The organism is Streptomyces sp. SCUT-3 (assembly GCF_014083985.1).
Taxonomy (GTDB): Bacteria; Actinomycetota; Actinomycetes; order Streptomycetales; family Streptomycetaceae; genus Streptomyces_H; species Streptomyces_H thermolineatus.
Genome location: NZ_CP046907.1, coordinates 819,732 through 838,308 on the forward strand (window position 1 = coordinate 819,732; position 18,577 = coordinate 838,308).

Annotated in this window: 15 protein-coding genes and 4 pseudogenes; 3 read left to right on the forward strand and 16 right to left on the reverse strand. The window is 75.2% G+C overall.

Annotation, left to right across the window (positions count from 1 at the left end; all coding sequences use genetic code 11):
• Positions 1-9: 9 nt before the first annotated feature.
• The 3 genes and pseudogenes from GQS52_RS03650 (at position 10) to GQS52_RS27360 (ending at position 2,923) form a co-directional block, all read left to right on the forward strand.
• Positions 10-850 (forward strand): annotated as a pseudogene (locus tag GQS52_RS03650) (STM4011 family radical SAM protein).
• 148 nt (positions 851-998) lie between these two features.
• On the forward strand, positions 999-1,400 hold the full coding sequence (locus GQS52_RS03655) for a hypothetical protein (RefSeq protein WP_182311631.1): 402 nt from the start codon (positions 999-1,001) through the stop codon (positions 1,398-1,400).
• A 785-nt stretch (positions 1,401-2,185) separates the two neighbouring features.
• Positions 2,186-2,923: a TetR family transcriptional regulator gene (locus tag GQS52_RS27360; RefSeq protein ID WP_259370553.1), complete on the forward strand. Its 738-nt coding sequence runs from the start codon at positions 2,186-2,188 to the stop codon at positions 2,921-2,923.
• 250 nt (positions 2,924-3,173) lie between these two features.
• On the opposite strand, the pseudogene GQS52_RS27365 reads toward GQS52_RS27360, so the two are convergent.
• From GQS52_RS27365 to GQS52_RS03720, 16 genes and pseudogenes are all read right to left on the reverse strand, one after another.
• Positions 3,174-3,734, reverse strand: a pseudogene (locus tag GQS52_RS27365) (HAD family phosphatase); the annotation flags it as partial.
• Positions 3,731-4,327 carry a sugar O-acetyltransferase gene (locus GQS52_RS03670; protein WP_259370554.1) on the reverse strand — a complete coding sequence of 199 codons (597 nt, stop codon included), beginning with the start codon at positions 4,325-4,327 and terminating at the stop codon, positions 3,731-3,733. The pseudogene GQS52_RS27365 and the gene GQS52_RS03670, both read right to left, overlap by 4 nt.
• Positions 4,324-5,262, reverse strand: a complete 939-nt coding sequence (locus GQS52_RS03675) for an endonuclease/exonuclease/phosphatase family protein (RefSeq protein WP_182311634.1) — start codon at positions 5,260-5,262, stop codon at positions 4,324-4,326. Before GQS52_RS03675 ends, GQS52_RS03670 begins: the two co-directional genes overlap by 4 nt.
• Complete coding sequence (locus GQS52_RS03680) at positions 5,259-6,275, reverse strand: methyltransferase (protein WP_182311635.1); 1,017 nt, start codon at positions 6,273-6,275, stop codon at positions 5,259-5,261. Before GQS52_RS03680 ends, GQS52_RS03675 begins: the two co-directional genes overlap by 4 nt.
• A 16-nt stretch (positions 6,276-6,291) precedes the next feature.
• A complete protein-coding gene (locus tag GQS52_RS03685; RefSeq protein WP_346268269.1) occupies positions 6,292-7,428 on the reverse strand; it encodes an MFS transporter in 1,137 nt (378 codons plus the stop codon).
• 101 nt (positions 7,429-7,529) lie between these two features.
• Positions 7,530-7,871, reverse strand: coding sequence for a hypothetical protein (locus tag GQS52_RS03690; RefSeq protein WP_182311637.1), 342 nt, complete (start codon positions 7,869-7,871; stop codon positions 7,530-7,532).
• A gap of 381 nt (positions 7,872-8,252) precedes the next feature.
• Positions 8,253-8,384 (reverse strand): hypothetical protein, encoded by a 132-nt coding sequence (locus tag GQS52_RS27370; protein WP_259371215.1) that lies wholly within the window; start codon positions 8,382-8,384, stop codon positions 8,253-8,255.
• 462 nt (positions 8,385-8,846) lie between these two features.
• A complete protein-coding gene (locus tag GQS52_RS27375) occupies positions 8,847-9,635 on the reverse strand; it encodes a hypothetical protein (protein ID WP_259370555.1) in 789 nt (262 codons plus the stop codon).
• Positions 9,636-10,480: 845 nt separating this feature from the next.
• Positions 10,481-10,891 (reverse strand): hypothetical protein, encoded by a 411-nt coding sequence (locus tag GQS52_RS27380; protein ID WP_259370556.1) that lies wholly within the window; start codon positions 10,889-10,891, stop codon positions 10,481-10,483.
• 628 nt (positions 10,892-11,519) lie between these two features.
• On the reverse strand, positions 11,520-11,813 hold the full coding sequence (locus GQS52_RS27385) for a hypothetical protein (RefSeq protein WP_259370557.1): 294 nt from the start codon (positions 11,811-11,813) through the stop codon (positions 11,520-11,522).
• A gap of 26 nt (positions 11,814-11,839) precedes the next feature.
• Positions 11,840-12,292, reverse strand: coding sequence for a hypothetical protein (locus tag GQS52_RS27390; protein WP_259370558.1), 453 nt, complete (start codon positions 12,290-12,292; stop codon positions 11,840-11,842).
• The gene (locus tag GQS52_RS27395) at positions 12,289-12,873 is read right to left on the reverse strand and encodes an aminotransferase class III-fold pyridoxal phosphate-dependent enzyme (RefSeq protein ID WP_259370559.1); all 585 of its coding nucleotides are present in this window, start codon (positions 12,871-12,873) and stop codon (positions 12,289-12,291) included. Before GQS52_RS27395 ends, GQS52_RS27390 begins: the two co-directional genes overlap by 4 nt.
• On the reverse strand, positions 12,870-13,547 hold the full coding sequence (locus tag GQS52_RS27400; protein WP_259370560.1) for an aminotransferase class III-fold pyridoxal phosphate-dependent enzyme: 678 nt from the start codon (positions 13,545-13,547) through the stop codon (positions 12,870-12,872). Before GQS52_RS27400 ends, GQS52_RS27395 begins: the two co-directional genes overlap by 4 nt.
• Positions 13,548-13,799: 252 nt before the next feature.
• A complete protein-coding gene (locus GQS52_RS03710) occupies positions 13,800-14,840 on the reverse strand; it encodes a phosphotransferase (RefSeq protein WP_182311638.1) in 1,041 nt (346 codons plus the stop codon).
• A gap of 586 nt (positions 14,841-15,426) precedes the next feature.
• Positions 15,427-16,232, reverse strand: a pseudogene (locus GQS52_RS28185) (SGNH/GDSL hydrolase family protein).
• 142 nt (positions 16,233-16,374) lie between these two features.
• A pseudogene (locus tag GQS52_RS03720) lies at positions 16,375-18,479 on the reverse strand (alpha-galactosidase).
• Between the last annotated feature and the right edge of the window lie 98 nt (positions 18,480-18,577).

Consider the following 18,577-nt stretch of genomic DNA (forward strand, 5'->3'; position numbering starts at 1 on the left):
CGTACCGCGATGGACCTGACGCTGCTGTACCGGGGCCCGCTGGCCTCGTGCGACTACGACTGCCCGTACTGCCCGTTCGCCAAGCGGCGGGACAGCCGCGAGCAGCTGCGGGCCGACAGGGAGGCCCTGGAGCGCTTCGCCGGGTGGGCGGAGGGCAGCACCGGCGACCGGCTGTCGGTGCTGTTCACGCCCTGGGGCGAGGCGCTGACCCGTTCGTGGTACCGGCGCACTGGTGCGGTTGAGCCGGCTGCCGCACGTGCGGCGGGTGGCCGTCCAGACGAACCTGAGCTGCCGCACCGGCTGGCTGGCGGAGGCCGACACCGCCACCCTGGCGCTGTGGTGCACCTACCACCCCGGGCAGGTGCCGTACGAGCGGTTCCTGGGCCGGTGCCGGGAGCTGGACGGGCTGGGGGTGCGGTACAGCGTGGGGATCGTCGGGCTCCGGAGCACCTGGAGCAGGCCCGCCGGCTGCGCGCCGACCTGCCCGAGGGCGTCTACCTGTGGGTGAACGCGGCCGAGGGGCACGTGTACACCGACGCCGAGGCGGCCCGGTGGACGGAGCTGGACCCGCTGTTCGGGTACAGCCGGCACCCGCACCGCAGCGGCGGGCTGCCGTGCCGGACGGGCGAGTCGGTGGTGTCGGTGGACGGCGACGGGCAGGGCGCCGCTGCCACTTCGTGCCGCAGGTGCTGGGCAACCTCTACGACGGCTCCTACCGGGCGGCACTGCGCCCCCGCGCCTGTCCGCTGGCGGTGTGCGACTGCCACATCGGCTACGTCCACCTGGAGTCGCTGCCGCTGTACGACGTCTTCGCGGCGGGGTCCTGGAGCGCGTCCCGGCCGGGTTCTGACGGCTCTTCCGCAGTCTCCCGGCGTTGGCCCGGGGCTCTCCTGACGGTGTCCCGGGCCACACCGACACCGTGTTGAACATGTTCAAAAACAGTCTACAGTCCTGCTCGAGCGAAGTTTTGAACACGTTCGAAAAAAGGGGTGGGTCCTGTGGACCTCACAGTGGTCAGTTATGCCGTCTACCTGCCGGTCAGCATCGGCCTGACGGTCTGGGTCGCGCGAACGCTCAGCAGGAACGGGCGGATCTTCCTGAACGACGTCTTCTCCGGGGACGAGAAGCTCGCCGACGCCGTCAACCACCTGCTGGTCGTCGGCTTCTACCTGGTCAACCTCGGCTTCGTCGCCCTGTGGATGAAGACCGAGCAGGCGGTCGCCCACACCCGCGGGGTCTTCGACGCCCTGTCGACGAAGGTCGGCACCGTGCTGCTGGTGCTCGGCCTGCACCTGAACGTCTACGTGCTCAACAAGCTGCGCCGGCGGGGGCTGATGGACAGCGAGCAGCGCCCGGTGCCGCCCCAGGGCTGGGCGGCCCCCGCCGCCCCGCGGGCCTGACGGCGGGGCGGCCCGTCATGGCCTCCTCCGCAACGGCCGGAGCCGCGCCCGCACCGGAGCCCGCGCGGAGCCCGCGCCGGCACCGGCGGGGACGCCCGGGCCCCCGCGGCTGCGGCGGCTCACCGTCCTGCACGACCCGCCTGCCCGCTGTGCCGGCACCTCGCCGGCTGGCTGCGCCGCCAACGGCAGCTCGTCCCGCTGGAGTTCGTCGCCGTGGCCTCCCCGAGGCCGCCCGGCGGTTCCCGGGGATCGACCAGCGGGCCGCCTACGGGAGATCACCGTGGTCGGCGACACCGGCGAGTTCTGGACGGGCCACCACGCCTTCGTCACCTGCCTGTGGGCCCTGGCCGAGTACCGGCCGACGGCCCACGGCTCAGCACCCCGGCCGGGCTGCCGATGGCCCGCGCCGCGACGCTCGCCGCCTCGAAGTACCGCAGCTCCGCGCAGGACCGCAGTGGCGGAGGGCGGCGGCGGGAGGGTGGCGCGCACCGGGGGCGCAGGGGAACCCCCGGTTCCGCGCCCTGCCGCCCCGCCCTGGCAGGGCTGGGGCGGCGACTCCTGGGACGGGGACTCCTGGCCCAGGACGACTGCGACGGGGCCTGCCCGGCCTCCGTTAGGCTCGGGCACCGTGAACGGAGCCAAGCCGACCGACGGAACCGGGCCGACCGACGGGGCCGGCCCAGCGGCGCGGGCGCCGGGGACCTTTCCGGAAAGGTCCCCGGCGCCCGCGCGCTGCCCAAGACCGCAAGAGCGAGCAGACCCGGGCGCTGATCCTGCACACCGCGATGCGGCTTTTCCAGGAGCGCGGCTACGACAGGACGACCATGCGCGCGGTCGCCAAGGAGGCCGGGGTCTCGGTCGGCAACGCCTACTACTACTTCGCGTCGAAGGAGTACCTGATCCAGGGCTTCTACGACCGCATGACGCACGAGCACACCGAGGCCGCCCGCAAGGCGCTGGCCGGGCACCGGGACTTCGGGGAGCGGCTGCGGATCGCGCTGGAGACCTGGCTGGACTGCGCGGAGCCGTACCACGAGTTCGCGGCCCAGTTCTTCCGCAACGCGGCCGACCCGGACAGCCCGCTCAGCCCCTTCTCCGACGAGTCCCACCCGGCCCGGGCCACCTCGGTGGACCTGTACCGCGAGGTGCTGATGGGGTCCGACCTGGCGCCGAAGCTGGACGCGGAGCTGGCCGGGCTGCTCCCGGACATCCTGTGGCTGCACCAGATGGCCGTGGTGCTGTACTGGGTCTTCGACCGCACTCCCGGGTGCGTGCGCACCCGGGAGTTCACCGCCCGGTCAGGCCCTCTGGTCGCCCGCATCACCAACCTGTCCCGGTACCGGGTCTTCCGTCCGATCGTGCGGGACGCCAAGCGGTTCATCGAGGACTTCATCGTGCCCGGCTTCGGCCGGTGGCCGGACCCGGGAACGGGAACGGGAACGGGCCGCACGTCCGGCCCCGGGGCGGCGGACGCCGGGGGGCCGGACCCCGCGGCGGGGAGGGCCGCGCCCGGGCAGAAGTGACCGGACCGCCCCGGCCCGGCCCTCGGCCGCGGCGTGCGGCGGTCACCCCCGGCCCGCTCCCGTTGCGGGCACGTCGCCCGGGCGGCGGGTCCCAGGGGCCGGCCGCGGTGTGCCGGGTGGCGCCGGGGGCCGTCGGGGGGTCCTGGGCGGCCGGGAGGCCGGCCAGCGGTGCCACCTCGGCGAGTCCGCCCAGGACGTGGTGCGCGGCACCGTAGTCCAGGTGCCGGGTGAGGGCGGTCGGTACGGCCGCGACCCGGGCTCCGGCGGCCCGGGCGGCGGCGACACCGGTGACCGAGTCCTCCACCGCCAGGCACCGCGCGGGTGCGACGCCGAGCCGGCGGGCCGCCTCCAGGTGGAGGTCGGGCGCGGGCTTGCGGCGGGCCACCTCGTCGCCGGGGACGACCGCCGTGAAGTGGCCGGCGAGGCCGTACTCGGCGAGCCAGGTCTCCACCCACGGCCGGTCCGAGGCGGAGACCAGGGCGAGCGGCATCCCGGCGCGGGTGAGGCGGTCCAGCAGTTCCGGGGCGCCGGGCAGCAGCACGACGTTTCCCGGGTTCATGTGCACCTCCCACAGTTCCCGCAGCCGCGCCAGGTGGCCCTCGACCGGGCCGGGCAGTTCGGCCAGCAGGTCCGGGTAGCCGGCCGGGCGCCCGCACACCTCGACCGCCCAGCGGTCCGCCGGCAGGGCGCGGCCGTGTTCGGAGAAGAGTGCGGAGCAGGCGAGGAAGTCGCCGCGCACCGAGTCGACGAGGGTGCCGTCCAGGTCCAGGAGCACGGCGTGCGGCGGGCCTTCGGCGCCGGGTGCGGTCACGGTCGCCCTCCCCCCGCCTCGCGGTCGCCGTCCTCCACCTCGCGCAGCACCCGGGCCGGGTTCCCGACCGCCAGCACTCCGGCCGGGACGTCCCGGGTGACCACGCTGCCGGCGCCGATGATCGCGCCGTCGCCGACGGTCACGCCGGGCAGCACGATCGCACCGCCGCCGAACCACACCGAGTTCCCGACGGTGATCGGCTGCGCGATCTCCCACATGTCCCGCCGCATTCCGGCGTCGAAGGGGTGGTCGGAGCTGTAGAACTGGCAGCGCGGCCCGATCAGCACGTCGTCGCCGAAGGTGATCGGGGCGCTGTCCAGCATCGTCACGTCCCAGTTGACGAGCGCCCGGTCGCCCAGTGCGATGTTGAGGCCGAATTCGCACAGGAAGCGCGGCATCACCCAGCACTGCTCCCCCATGCTGCCGAGGAGTTCCCCGAGCAGCGGTGCCCGGCCCTCGTGGTCCTCCAGGGCGGTCGTGTTCAGCCGGTCCAGCAGGCCGGCGCAGCGGCTGCGGTAGGGCTGCAGTTCCTTGCCGGCGGCGTTGTAGTACTGCCCGCTGGGCAGGAGCGAGGCCAGGTGGGCACGGGTCAACACGGTTGCGGTTCCTTTCCGTCGGTCGTCCTGTCCGGGTCCGGGGCGCTGCGGCGGTCCGGGGGGCCGGGGCGGGGGACGAGGGTGAGAGCGACCGGGTGGTGGTCGGAGGCAGGCGGGGCGTCCGCCTCCTGCGGCAGGGCGCGGACCACCCGGTAGTCCGCCAGGTGCGGCAGCAGCGGCGGGGAGACCAGCAGCAGGTCGATCCGGCGCCGCGCGCCGTCCCGGCCCAGGTGCCCGTAGGTGGGGGAACGGTCGCCGCAGTGCGCGCCGGCGTCCACCAGCAGGGGCTCCTCCGGCGGTCCCAGCAGCCGTGCCACCGGTTCCCGGTCGGCGTCGGTGTCGCCGGGTGCGGTCTGGTGGGCGCGTTTGTGCGGCGGGGTGCGCGTCCAGTCCGGTTCGGGGTCGCCCGGGGGCACGGTGTTGGCGTCGATGCCGAGCACCAGGGGCGGTGCCTGCGGGTCGGCCAGGTCGCGCAGGTGGTCGGCCTCGATCCGCCGGTGCAGCGTGCTGAAGGGGTCCAGGTGCGCGACTGCGAAGCGGAGCGGCCCCGGCCAGCCCGGCAGCCCGAGCAGCGTCTCTCCCCTGCCGTGCCACAGGGCCTGCGCGAAGGGCAGTTCCCTGGTCTCCAGGAGCTCCACCGACGGATCGCGGAAGACCGCCATGTCGCAGTCGGTGCGGGCCGGGAAGAGGCTGCCGGGCATCGCGAAGTCCGCGCAGGCGTCCTCGAAGAGCGCGCCGCCCCTCTCCCGCCAGTGCCACCCCTCGGTGGTGAGCAGCACCGTCGGGCGCAGTGCCCGTACCGCCGCCACCTGTGCCCGCCAGCGCCGGTCGTCGCCGCGCCGGCGCTCCAGCGCGGCCTCGTACAGGTTCCAGAAGACGATCCGGGCCGCGGGCGCAGGGGGGCCGGACGTCTTCGGTGCGCCGTCGGTCATTTGAAGCCGACCACCATCGACTCCGGCCCGGCCAGGTGGGTGGTGCGGGTGTCGCGGAACCCGGTGGCCGCCATCCACGCCCGGCAGTCGGCGCCGGTGTAGTCGTAGCCGCCGGGGACTTCCATGTGCATGATCAGGCTCAGGATCAGGCCGACGGCGTTGCGGCTGCGGGCGTCGTCGATCAGCGTCTCGTAGACGATCACCGCCCCGCCCTCGGGCAGGGCGTCGTGGGCGGCGCGCAGCAGGTGCAGTTTCCTGGGCTCGTCCCAGTTGTGCAGGATGTGGCCGAGGACCAGTACGTCGGCGCCGGGCAGCGGGTCGCGGAAGAAGTCGCCGCCGACGAAGGACACCCGGTCGGCCACGCCCAGGCGCGCGGTGTTCTCGCGGAAGCCCGCCTCGGCCGCGGGCAGGTCGAAGCCGGTGGCGTGCAGGTGGCCGTGGCGGCGCAGCAGGTGGGCGGGCAGGGTTCCCTCGGCGCAGCCGACGTCGGTCAGCGTGCGGTAGCGCTCCCAGGGGAACGCCTCGGCCATGGCCAGTGCCGAGCCGAGGCTGAGCACCGTCATGTCCCGTTGGAAGGCGCGGGTGGACTCCGCGGTGGCGTAGGTGGTGGCGTAGAAGTCGGTGCCGTCGCTCACGTCCGGACTCGGCCGCCCGGTGCGCAGCACCTCGGTGAGGTCGGCGGCGAGCTGCCCGCACTGGGCGCTGATGGAGGCGCCCAGGTAGGTGGCGGGGGTGTCGGTGCTCAGGTAGGCGGCGGCCTCCGGGCTGTTGGCGTAGGCGCCGTCCTCCCCGCGGCGCAGCAGGCCGAGGGCGACCAGGGCGTCGAAGAAGTCCCGTGCGGTGCGCGGGTGCACCCCGGTGCGCGTGCGCAGCGCGGTCTCCTCCAGCGGTCCGGCCGACAGCGCGGTGAAGACGTCCAGTTCCAGGGCGGCGGCCAGGATCCGGGTCTTCCACTGGGCCCACATCAGGTCCGTGACGGGGTGGGGGGAGGGCAGTGCCGTGGGGGCGGTCATCGCAGGGGTGTCTCCTTCACCGGGACGTGGTCGGGTGCCGGGCGCGGCGCGGCAGGGCGGGCGGGTGCGGCAGGTACGGCGGGTGCGGTGGTGCGGCGGTGCGGGGCGCGGCCAGGCGGTTGGCCGCGGCCAGCACTGCGGCGGTGAGCAGTGCCGACGCGGCGAGCGCCAGGGGGATCCCGGCGGCGCCGCCCGCGCCCGCGGCGGCGACGGCGCCGGGCAGGGCGGCGCTGCCGGCCAGGTTGAGCAGGAGCAGCACGGCGGCCACCCGCTGCCCGTCGCCCAGCGCGGTGAACGCCTGGGCCAGTACGGTCGGGAAGACCACCGAGAGCGCGAGTCCGGCCAGGGCGTACCCGGCCGGGGCCCAGTCGCCGAGCACCGTGCTCAGCAGTGCCGCGGCGCCGGCGAGCAGCCCGGTCAACGCCGGCCGGGCCGGGCTCCAGGTGCGGGTGAGCCGGGGGACGACCAGCCGGCCCACCGTCAGCCCGGCCCAGAACAGGCCGGTCAGGCCGGTGGCGCGGGAGGCGGGGTGCCCCAGGCCGGTGAGGTGGGTGGAGGCGAGCGCCGCCACCGAGCTCTCCAGTCCCGCGTACAGCAGCGAGACCGCGGCGAACACGGCGAGCAGCAGCCGTGGTCGTCGTGCCGCCGGCCCGGACGGGTCGCCCGAGCCGGCGGGCGGGGGCGGCGTCGGGGCCAGGGGGGCGCGGCGCACCGGCAGGCAGAGCGCCGTCACCAGTGCGGCGGCCGCCAGGACCGGGACCGGTCCGGTGCCGGAGGCCATCAGCAGCGGGCCGGTCACCGCGCCGGCGCCGAAGCAGGCGTGCAGCAGGTTGAGCACGGTGAGTTGGCGGTGCCCGAAGTTCTCCCCGGCGTAGGAGTTGAGCAGCAGGATCAGTCCGCCGAAGCCGAACCCGGCGGCCGTCGCCAGGGACAGCAGCAGGCCCCATCCGGTCGTTTCCGCCGTCCGCACCGCCACTGCCATGCCGCCGGTGGCCGCTGCGAACAGGCAGGTCAGTGAGGCCAGCAGGGTCCGGGCGAGGGCGCGGGCCCGGGCGCCGCCCAGGGCGAGCAGCGCCAGGAGGGCGCCCAGGTTGTAGAGCATCACCAGTTCCACGCCGCTGCCGGGTGGCAGCCCGTAGGACTCGCGCAGCAGGGGGCGCCGCCCCGGCGGCGCCGGTCACCACGCCCAGCGGCACCGACAGCACCAGCGCGGCCGCGGTCGCGGCCCGGTCGGTCCGCGGGGCGGGGCGGTGGTCAGCGGCGGTCACGCAGCGCCCTCCCTCCCAGGTGCGGGGACTCGAAGGCGGCCGTGCAGCCGTCGGAGAACGGTGCCTGCGCGAACAGGCCCAGCTCCAGCGTGTGCTGCGTCCAGCCGCTGAAGGTGCGGACGAATTCCCAGCCGCCGGCCTCCTGCGGCTGCCGTCCGCCGTGGGGCTCCTCCTCGGCCCGGACGAAGGCGGCGACGCGGCCGCCCTCGCGGGTGAGCAGCAGTCCTGCCCGTGGGCCGGCAGTGCCGGGCCGAGTGCTTCGTCGGAGTCCGGACGGGAGAGCACGCTGACCGCCGCCCAGCCGCCGGCGCGGGTGCGTTCCAGGCACAGTTTGAACCAGCCGTCCGGCCCGTACAGGCACAGCCCGCCGGCGTCGGCGAACCGCCGGCCGGCGACCGAGACCGCGGCCCAGGCCGTGAAGTCCCCGTTCAGCGGGCGCCGCAGGGCCGGTACGCCGGTGCCGCGGTGCCCGGGAGAGTGGAACAGTCGGCGCCGGCCGGTGCGGTGACCCGGATCCCGTGCCGGGTCGTCGCGAACGCCGCCGGTACGCCGTCCCGCCGCCAGCCCTCCGTCAGGCGGACGGGGGCCCGCCGGCTCCGCGGTCGGCCCGGCGGCCTCCCGCACGGGACCGGGGGCGGGGGCGGGGGCGGGGCCGGGGGCGTGGGCGTGGGCCGGCGCGGCGGGCCGGTCGGGCCCGCTCACGGGTTCGTCATCCCGCCGTTGACGCCGAGCGCCTGCCGGTGACCGCGCGGGCCGAGGCGAGGTAGGCCACCGCCCCGGCGACGTCCTCGCGGTCTGGAACTGCTGCTGCGGGATCATCGACCGCATGCGCTCCCAGCACTCCTCCTCGGTCTCGCCGGGGCGGGTGAACTCCGCGATCAGGTAGCGCCACATGTTGGAGCGGACGATGCCGGGGCAGACCGCGTTGACCGCACTCGTGCCTGGCCTCCTCCAGCGCCAGCGCCGCGGTGAAGCCGACCACGCCGAATTTGCCCGCGCAGTAGTGCGCCACCTTGCCGAAGCCGGTGCGGCCTGAGACCGAGGAGAAGTTGACGATGGATCCGCCGGAGGCGCAGCAGCGGCAGGGCGTACTTGCACGAGAAGACCCCGTCCAGGTTGCCGGCCACCACCTCGCGGAACTCCGCCAGCTCCATGTCCGCCACCGGGCACACGTGGGTGACCCCGAAGGCGTTCACCACGGTGTCCAGACGTCCGGGTTCCTCGGCGAGCCCGGTACAGCGCGCGGACCTGCGCCTCGTCGGAGGCGTTCACCCGGCGGCCCGCACGGCCAGGCCCTCCCCGGTCAGCCGCTCGGCCAGTTCCGCCGCCTCGCCGTAACCGGTGGTCTCGGTGGAGCGGTAGTGTTGTACCGGAGGGCAGCCGGTCGGTGTCCCCGACCACCACGTGTGCGCCGCGGCGGGCGAACTCCTCGACCACCGCGGCCCCGATGCCGCGGGCGCCGCCGATCACCAGGCAGACGGTGTCCCGGAGGGGTCGCGGCCTCCGGGTCCCGGCGCGGGTGCGGTGGTGCGGGCGGCACCCGCCGCCGTCCCGGGCCGTCCCGGCGGGTGGACTCAGCCATGATGTGTCGCCTCTCCTGTGCGGTGCGGTGCCGCGGCGGCGCCCTCCAGGGGTAGGCCAGCTGCGGCATGACGGTCGCGTCGAGCAGCCGGGGCAGCGCCCGGTAGTCGGCCAGGTTGCGGTCAGGCTGCTCCACCACGGCGTGGAGTTCCGGGAGTTCGCGGTCCGCTGCGGCCTCGGCGGCCTTCACCCGCCGCCGCAGCTCGGCCCGGTCGGCGGCGAAGAAGGCGGTGAAGACCGCCTCCGCCGCCCCGGCCGCCGCCAGCGGATCGGTCCCGGCTCGCGGGGAGACCCGCAGCGCGGTGGCGATCCGCTCGTCGGCGGGGAAGCCGGATTCGTCCGGCCTCCCCTCCAGGGCGGCCAGGAAGGCCCCGGGGCCGTACGGGGCGGTGCGGGCGAACTCCGGCGGCGCCCAGTCGCGTGCGACCAGCCTGGCCACCGCGGTGTCCTCGTCGATCCGGCCCAGCGGCCCGACCCGGTCCATGCGGAACGCCGAGCCGGTGTCCAGCACGGTCGGCAGCAGTTGCGGGCGGGCAGCAGCTCCACCGCCGGGCCCACGTCGGCGGCGAGCACCGGCACGCCGTGCTCCAGCGCCTCCAGCACCACCCGGCCGAGCGTCTCCCGGGACGCGGTGCTGGGAAGAGCACGTCCACCTCGGCGAAGAACTCCCCCAGCCGCTCCGGGGGCAGCAGCCCCGCCGTCCGCACCAGGCCGGGGTCGGCTCCGGCGGCGGCCACCCGCTCGCGCACCGCCTGCCCCTGCCACCGCGGGTCGTTGGGCTTGCCGGCGCACAGCAGTTCCACCGCGCCGCCGTCTCCCGGTGGGCGCGGGCGGCCACGTCCAGCACCTGGTCGAAGTTCTTCGCCAGCGACAGGGCTCCCAGGTAGCCCACCCGCAGCGTCCCCCGGCCGGTTTCGGCGCCGCCGCGCGCACCCCGTCGGGGCATCGGGTAGGCGACCGCCGAGCCGCCGCGCTCCACGGAGGGGAAGTGCCCGCGGTAGAGCGCCCGGGTGTACTCGGTGGGGAAGAGGGCCAGGTCGCCGGGCGCACCAGCGGGGCGCACAGCTCCTCCTGGAGCCAGTAGCCCGACCACAGCGCGGTGTGCACCTCCCGCACGATCCGCACGTCGGCGCCGGTGCGCTCGCGCCACAGGTGGTACAGGAAGGCGTACGGGCCCGATCCGGCGTACACCACGTCGTCCCCGGTGCCTCCTGCGGCCCGCAGCCCGGCCTGGCAGCGGGGCCAGGCGGTGAGGTCGTGCAGGTGCAGCGCGGTGCGCTGCTGGAGCAGCCGGAGCACCTGGCGGTGCATCAGGACGGCGCCGTCGTAGATCCCGACAGGTCCGGCCCGCGGTAGTCATGCGCGTGCACCCGCACAGGCGGCCACCTCCCCCGTCCGGTCGCCGCCGGTGAGCAGTTCCCGCAGGCTCGCGGGGTCCATGCCGTGCACGGCGAGCTGCCGGTCGTGCACCAGGGTGGCGATGTCGCCCCGGACGCCGTGCACGGTCGCGTCCAGCAGGTGCCGGGCGCGCAGCCGCTCGCCGAAGCCGCCCTGGACGCCGTTGTACTCCACGGTCAGCAGCCGGTCGAAGGAGCGCAGCGCCGCGACCTGGGCGGCGGTGAGCCGGGGGTCGAGCGCGGCGCAGTGCAGGTGGGCGACCTCCCCGGCCCGGTTGACCGCGTCCACCAGCACTCCGGCGTAGCCGAAGGTGACCACCGCGCGCCGCCGGTCCGGCCCCGGCGGGACGACCCAGACGGCGCCGTCCACGTCCCGTTCGCAGCCCCAGTCGGGCTGGTCGTACTGGCGTCCACCATCGAGACCAGTGGGCGGTCTCCGGGCGGGCGTGCTGGTGGCGCAGGCAGGCGTCCAGTTCGGCGGAGGTCACCGGCTCGTACACCCGCGCGCCCAGAACCAGGCCGAGCAGGTTGAAGGCGTTGTGCGCGCCGCCCCAGGCGGCCCAGTTGCGGCCGGCGAGCAGCAGCAGGTTGCGCACCCCGGTCGTGGCTTCGGTGAGCATGCTGAGCGAGTCCATGTAGTACATGGCGTCGGTGGCCACGACTTTGAGGGTGTCCTCGGCAGCGACAGGGTCAGCCCGACGCCGATGGTCTCGGCCAGCCCGACGTTGGTGTACGGCGGGCCCGCGGCGAGGCCGAAGCGGGCCGCCATGTCGGCGGTGAAGACCGCGGCGCTGCGGCCGGTCTCGGCCAGGTGGGCGGAGAGGGCCGCGCCGGCGGTGGTGGCGAAGGATGCCTTCGCGGGCGGTGCGCCGGGGGCGGCCGGCGGCTTGAAGCTGTGGGCTCCCTTGCGGGTCCGGCACACCAGCACCGCCGGGCCCTCGCCCTCCAGCAGTTTGGCCAGCGCGTCGCCGACCTCCGGAGCGGTGCCCCCACCTCGGTCACCTCCCGCGTGTAGGCGGCGAGGTAGTCGCGGTTGAGCGGCTTGGCCAGCGGTTCGATGCCCTTCCCGTTGGCGTCGACCACAGGACGAGGTTGCGCAGGCCGGCGTCGTGGGCGAAGCGCAGCGCCTCGAAGGTCGAGCCCTCCTGGAGCTCGCCGTCCCCGGCCAGGCAGACAACCTTGGTGTCCGACCCGCGGCGGGTCAGTTCCCATGCCCGGCTGACGGCCTGGGCGACGCCGACGCCCAAGCTGTAGCGCATGGTGTGGGAGAAGCCGAGGTCACGGTGGACCACCCCGGTCAGCCCGTGGTGCAGCGCGGTCAGCGGCAGGAAGGGGAACTGCCCGCGGACGTAGTGCTCGGCGTAGAAGGCCGGGCGATGTGGCCGCGCCCCACCACCAGGACGGGACCCCCCTGCTCGGCCGGCGCGTCCGCGCGGCCGGCGGGCACCAAACCGAGGTCGAAGCAGGCGCGGACGATGCCCAGGGAGGACAGGCAGCTCTCCAGGTTGCCGGACCCGGCTATCTCGTGCATCCGGCGCAGCACCTGCGCGCTGTCCCGGTACAGCCGCTCGGGCACCGCGCGGGCCAGCGCCCGCAGTTCGGTGAGCAGGTCGGTCGGCGCGGGCCGCGGGTCCGTGCCCGTGTCCGTGTCCGTGTCCGTGACGGTCCGCAGGGCGGCCAGTTCCGCCTCGACCACTGCCCTCTCGTGGGGCGGCAGGGTCGGCAGCACGGCGGTGGCGCGCTCCTCGCAACGGCGCAGCAGCCCGCTCACCGGGCGTCCCCGAGGACCTCGTCCACGGCCTCGCCCAGGACGGAGAGCAGTTCGTCGATGTCGGCGTCCTCGCTGGTGAAGGCGGGCGCCATCACCACCCAGTCGTCCTGGCCGCGGATGATCAGGCCGCGCCGGAGGCAGGCGGCCGCCACCTTGGCGCCCGCCTCCGGGTCCGGCCCGTCCGGCGGCAGCAGCGTCACGCCGAAGAGCAGCCCCGCCCCGCGGATCCGGCCGCGCCCGCCCAGCACCCGTCGCAGCCCGGCGTCCATCCGTGCGGAGAGCCGGGCGACGGCGCCCAGCGCGTCGATCTGCTCGAACATGTCCAGCGCGGCGACCCCGGCGGCGGCCGACACCGGGTTGGCGGCATAGGTGTGCGACGGTGCGAACGCCCGGGAGCCCGCCTCCCCGTCCAGCACCGGGGCGATCCGGTCGCCGATCAGTACCCCGGCCAGCGGCGCGTAGCCGCCGGAGATGCCCTTGCCGACGCAGATCAGGTCCGGCGTCGTCCCGAAGGTGTCCGCCGCGAAGGGGGCGCCGGTGCGGCCGAAACCGGTCACGATCTCGTCGAAGACCAGTGTCACGTCGTACCGGTCGCAGACCTCCCGCAGGGCGGGCAGGTAGTCCGGCGGGGCACCGCCATCCCGCGGAGGTGGATCACCGGCTCGACCACCAGTGCGGCCACCGAGTCCGGCCCCTCGGCCTCGACGGTGCGGGCGATCAGCTCGGCCGCCGCCGCACCGGACCGCTCGTGGGGCACGCCGAGGAACGCCTCCACGCAGTCCGGCGGCCACACGTGCACCACCCCGGGCAGGCCCGGGCCGAAGCGGGCGACGTCCGGGCGGCCGGTGACCGACAGCGAGCCGAAGGTCGCCCCGTGGTAGCCGTGGTAGTGGCTGAGCACCTTCACCTTGCCCTGCCGGCCCTGCTCGTGGTGGTACAGCCGGGCGAGCCGGATGGCGGCCTCCACGCTCTCCGAGCCGCCGTTGACCAGCTTGGCCGCGACGATGCCGTCCGGCGCCAGGCGGACCAGGCGCTCGGCCAGTTCCAGGGCATGGGGGTTGGTGCCGTGCAGGGGCGGGTGGAAGGCCATCGTCTGCACCTGCTTGGCCACCGCGGAGGTGATCGGCTCGGCACCGTAGCCGAAGCAGGTCACGAAGACCCCGGAGAGCCCGTCCAGGTACGTGCGGCCCTCGGTGTCGGTCAACCGCACCCCGGAGGCGGAGGAGAACAGGACGGACTGGTCGGAATACGGCACCTCGAAACAGTAGGACGAGATGTCGGCCGGCCACGTGATGTTTTCGGGCATGGCTTTCACGCCTTTCTCGAGCAGGTCGGACCGGCGCCGCGATGGTATTTCCGGACGGCGCCGAAGAAAGCGGAAAACAGCCGGTCGCCACTGCGGCGCACGCGCCGCAGCAGGACAATTAATTCCCGGACTTCTTTCCCGGGAAATTCCACCGGTTCCCCGGACGGCGCACAGGGGCAGCCGTTCCGGGAGGACAGGTCCTCAGCCGCCGGTGAGCAGGGCGTGCGCCCCTGCGCGCCGCAGCGGCGAGAGGAGTTCGAAATAACGCGCCCAGGCGGGGCTGAGGATGTCGCGGACAAGGACGTCCTTGGCGATGTCCACGATCACCGGTGCCGCGGCCGCGTACAGCAGCGGCATCAGCAGCCGGTGCTCGCCCTCGGCGAGCAGGCCCTCGGCCCGGCATTCCGCGATGAACCCGGCCAGCAGTGCCGGCCCCGCCCGGTCACCCGGGGCCGGCACGCTCAGGCACAGTTCGGCCGCCCAGGCCAGGTCCAGCAGCCGGTCGCCGGCCCGGGCGTTGTCGAAGTCCAGCACGGCCGTGACGCCGTCCGGACCCAGCAGGAAATGGTGCCGGTGCAGGTCCGCGTGGACCACCGCGTCGGCGACCGGGGCCGGGGCGTCCGCCAGCAGGTGCGCGGCTCCCAGCAGTTCGCGCAGCGCCCCGGCGACCAGGCGCCCCCACGGGTCCGGGCGGGCCTCGGCGGCCGGCAGCAGCCCGGTCGCCTCCTCCAGCGCCAGGTGCGGATCCTCCTGGTCCACCAGCGGGTTCACCGGCATCCGGGCCAGTTCCTCGACCGTCCTCGCGGGCAGGGCGTCCAGCGTCCGCCTCAACCGCAGCGCGGTGCCCAGCACCGCCCGTACGGCGTCGGGGCCGGAGTGGTGCGGGGAGGTGCCCGGACAGCGGGGCAGTACCTCGCACACCACCCCGTCGCGCCAAGCCGCGGCCTCGCCGCGGACGGTCGGCAGGACCTCCGCCGCCGGCACGCCCGCGGCACGGCAGCGCGCGACCAGGTCGCGTTTGAGCGGGTAGAAGCCGGCGGGTCTGGCCGCGTCCGGGTTGAGCTGCGCCTTGAGCACGAACGCGCGGCCGCCGGTCTCGTACTCCCACAGCCCCGCGGTGTGGGTCAGGGGCTGCTCGCCCCCGCTCGTCAGCGGGCGGAGTCCTCCGGGGTGCGCCACTCCCCATTCGGATGCCAGTAGGCCGGCCACCCAGGTGGCGCTGCCCGGTTCCAGGGCGGACATTCCGGTTCCCCTCTCGTACCGCACGGTCGAAGGCATTCACGACGAAGACCGGAGCGCGAATGCGGCGATTCACAAAGAGGTGCACGTGGGAGAGAATTCCGCTCACCCGGTCGACGACGCTACCAGACGTCGCGGCCCCGCGGTGAACGAAAGTCCGCCGACTTCACCGGACCACCGGGGGCCGGGAGGAGACCGCCGGGTTTTCGGCCGGGGAATGGCCGAAAAGCAGACCGATTGCATTTCGTGGCCGAAAGGCGTCGCACTGTGCGCCGAAATCGGCCGGCGGAAGCGTCCGCCGGGCCGCGCACGACGGACCTTCCGGGACGTTCGGGGAATACGCGGGGCCGGGGATCCGCCCGTTCCGCGACGGCCGAGGGAGCGCCTCCGCGTGCTTCGCCGGCCCCGCGGGGCTCGTTTCTGAGCGGTTTGCCGTCCCGGGGCCCGTGCGGCCGGTGCGACGGCCCGCGCGGCCGACGGGGCGTGCGGCCGACGGGGCACGGGACGCGGGGCGCGGGGAAGGGTGGCGCAGCACAGCCGCGGCGGCCGTCCGGTGCCGGACGGCCGCCGCGGCTGTGCGGTACGGGCCCTACAGGGGCAGCAGGTCGGGGCGCTTGGCCACGACGTGGTCGCCGGAGGACTCCCCGCGCAGCCTGCGGCCGATCCACGGCACCAGGTGCTCGCGGCCCCAGCGCAGGTTCTCCCTGCGCACCTCGGAGGCCGGGCGGACGGCGGGCTCGGGCCACGCCTCGTCCGGGTCCGAGGGCACGTCGATGCCGAGGACCTGGGCGGCCCTGAGGGCGACCCGGGTGTGGCCCTCGGGCGAGAGGTGGAGGCGGTCGTTGCTCCAGGCCCGCCGGTCCTGGACCGAGCGCAGCGACCACAGGTCGAGGACCGGGCACTGGTGACGGTCGGCGATGGCCCGCACGTGGGCGGTGTAGGTCGCGATCTTGCCGCGCAGGTGACGCAGCACGGGGGTGCCGCGGGTGTCGAAGCCGGTGCACAGCAGGACGGTACCGACCTCGGGCGACAGCCGGGCCACCGCGGCCTCCAGCCGCTCGGCGACGTCGTCCGGGTCGCTGCCGGACGCAGGATGTCGTTGCCCCCCGCGCAGAAGGTCACCAAATCGGGGGCGAGATCCACCGCGCGCGGGAGCTGGTCCTCGACGATCTGGTCGAGCAGCTTGCCGCGCACCGCGAGGTTGGCGTAGCGGAACCCCCCGTCCGGCGACCGGCTGCCGAGCAGGGCCGCGAGCCGGTCGGCCCATCCGATGAACGTGCCGTCGGGCGGGGTCTCCGACACCTTCGGTGAAGCTGTCCCCAGTGCCGCGTACGACCCGATGGCGCCCGGGGCGCCCTTGCGAAGTGTTGTCGAATCGTCTGCCACGGAAGACATACTTCACTCCGTCAAGTGACCTACGCCACCGTAAGTAGGGGTTGACGGGGGGTGATGTTCTTCACTCGCACCCGTGCGGGCGAACGGCCGTCACGAACTGGCGTCACGGACAGCCGTCACGAACGGGCGTCCCGCCCGCCCGTCAGGCCTTTCTCAGGTGGACCACGGCGGCGTCCAGGGGGCCGTGCAGCGGGATGCGCAGGCCGCGGTGGGCCAGGAGGGCCCCGCTGTGCAGCTCCCCGGTGGCGGCGTCCCGGTAGAGCGCGTCCCGGTCCAGGCCGCGCAGGCGCAGCGGCGGGACGGGGGTGCCGAACCGCTGGGCGTGCCGCCAGGCCAGGACGGCCGTCTCGCCGCCGTCGCCCCTGCGGTACTGCACGGCGCTGAAGCCGTCCCCGCCCGGGCCGTCGGCGCCCGCGCAGCCCGCTCCGGTGCCGTCCGCGGGCGCGCGCAGCCGGTGCAGCTCACCGTGCTGGACCAGGTGCCGGATGCGCTTGTAGAGGGCCACCAGGTCGCGGGCCTCGGCCAGTTCCTGGCCGCTCCAGGAGGTCAGGTCCCCGCCGACGCCCAGCACTCCGGCCATGGCGCTGACGAACCGGAAGCGCAGGTTGGACGGGCGCCGGTTGAGCGTGGTGTCGGTGCTGTCGGCGGCCAGGGACGTCATGACGCGGGCCGGGTGGAGCTGGCTGAGGCCGTGCTGGATCGCCAGCCGGTCCAGCGGGTCGGTGCTCTCGGAGACCTGCACGCGGTCGGCGCGGGCCAGGATGCCCAGGTCGGTGCGGCCGCCCCCGCCGGAGCAGGACTCGAACGTCACCCCGGGTGGGCCTCGCGCAGCCGGTCGAGCAGTTCGTACAGCCCCTCGACGTGTTCGGCGTCCAGCCGTTCGGGCCAGGGGTCGCCGGGGCGGCCGGGGTCGGTGGAGCAGCGGCCGAGGTCCCACCGGACGTGGTCGACCGGTGCGTCGCGCAGCAGGGCGTCCAGTCGCTCCCACAGGTGGCGGCGGACCTCGGGGCGGCCCAGGTCGAGCAGGAGCCGGCCGCGGTGCGCCGTGGGGCGGCGCCCCGCGCGCTGCTGCACCCAGTCGGGGTGCTCCCGGTGCAGCCGGCCGCCGGGGGCGACCGCCTCCGGCTCCAGGCGGAGGCCGAACCGCATGCCCAGGTCGTGCACCTCCCCGGCCAGCGGCTCCAGCCCCTCGGGCAGGCGGGCCCGGCCGGGCGTCAGGTCGCGGGCAGGCAGCCGTCGACGACGAACAGCTCCACGCCGATGTCGGCCGCCCGGCGGACGAGTCCGCCCGGGCCGGCCGCTCCGCTGCCGCCCGGCCCCCGCGCGTCGTACAGGACCGGGCTCAGCCGGTCGGCGCCGGGGACGACGTGGGCGAGCTGCCAGGCGTGCCAGGCGCGGCTGGCCGCCCCGAAGCCGCCGCCGGTGCGCAGGCCGGCGAAGACCGGGGTGGTCCAGGACCGTCCGGGGTCCAGGCGCACGACGCCGGCGTCGTCGTGCCCGGCGCCGCCGGTGGCCTGGACGGTGCCGTCGGGCAGCCGGTCCACGCAGATCCGCCAGGAGCCGGACCAGGCCAGGGCCGCGCTGAACACCCCCGTGCTCCTCCCCCGCCGCGCCGTCGTCCAGGGCGATCCAGGGCAGAAACTGGTGTCCGGTGTGGCCGCGTCGGCTGCCGATCCGCTTCTCGCCCGGCGTCAGCGGGGTGCGCACCAGGCGGCTCTCGGCGGCCCAGCGGCCGTGCAGGTGGGACAGGCGCCAGCGGTCCCGTGGGCAGGGTCCAGGTCGCGGAGTCGGCGCGCAGCACCTCGACGGGGACGGCGCCGGGGCCGCCGAGGTGCCGCAGGCGCACCCAGCGCTCCAGGACGTCGGAGCCGGTGCGCATCCGGTAGTGCAGGGTGAGGCGGACGCGGTGCACGCGGTCGCGGAAGTGCAGGCGCAGCAGGCCGCCGGCGGCGTCGGCGCCCTCGTGGGCCCACTCCACGCCCGGGCGGCGGCGCTGCGCAGGGCGAGCGCGGGGCGGGCGAACCGGGGGCCGCCCTCGACGGGGTACTCCTCGCGCCCGTCGAGGGCGGACTCGAACGGCCAGTCCCCGGGCAGCGGTTCGGCGGCCAGCCGCTCGGCGTCGTCCAGGGTGATCGGCGGACCCCAGTACAGGTGGAGCAGTTCGTCGCGGTCGGTGAGCCGCAGCGCGTAGGAGCTCGAGGGGCCCGAGAGGACCCACAGCCGCCCGTCCCCTCCCGTCCTGACCACACCGCCCATGGTGCTGGCGGGAGGAGGCGCGCGGCAAGGGCGCACCCCGCACATACCGCGCGGTATGAATGGGCGGGCGGCTGTCGTATGGTCGGATC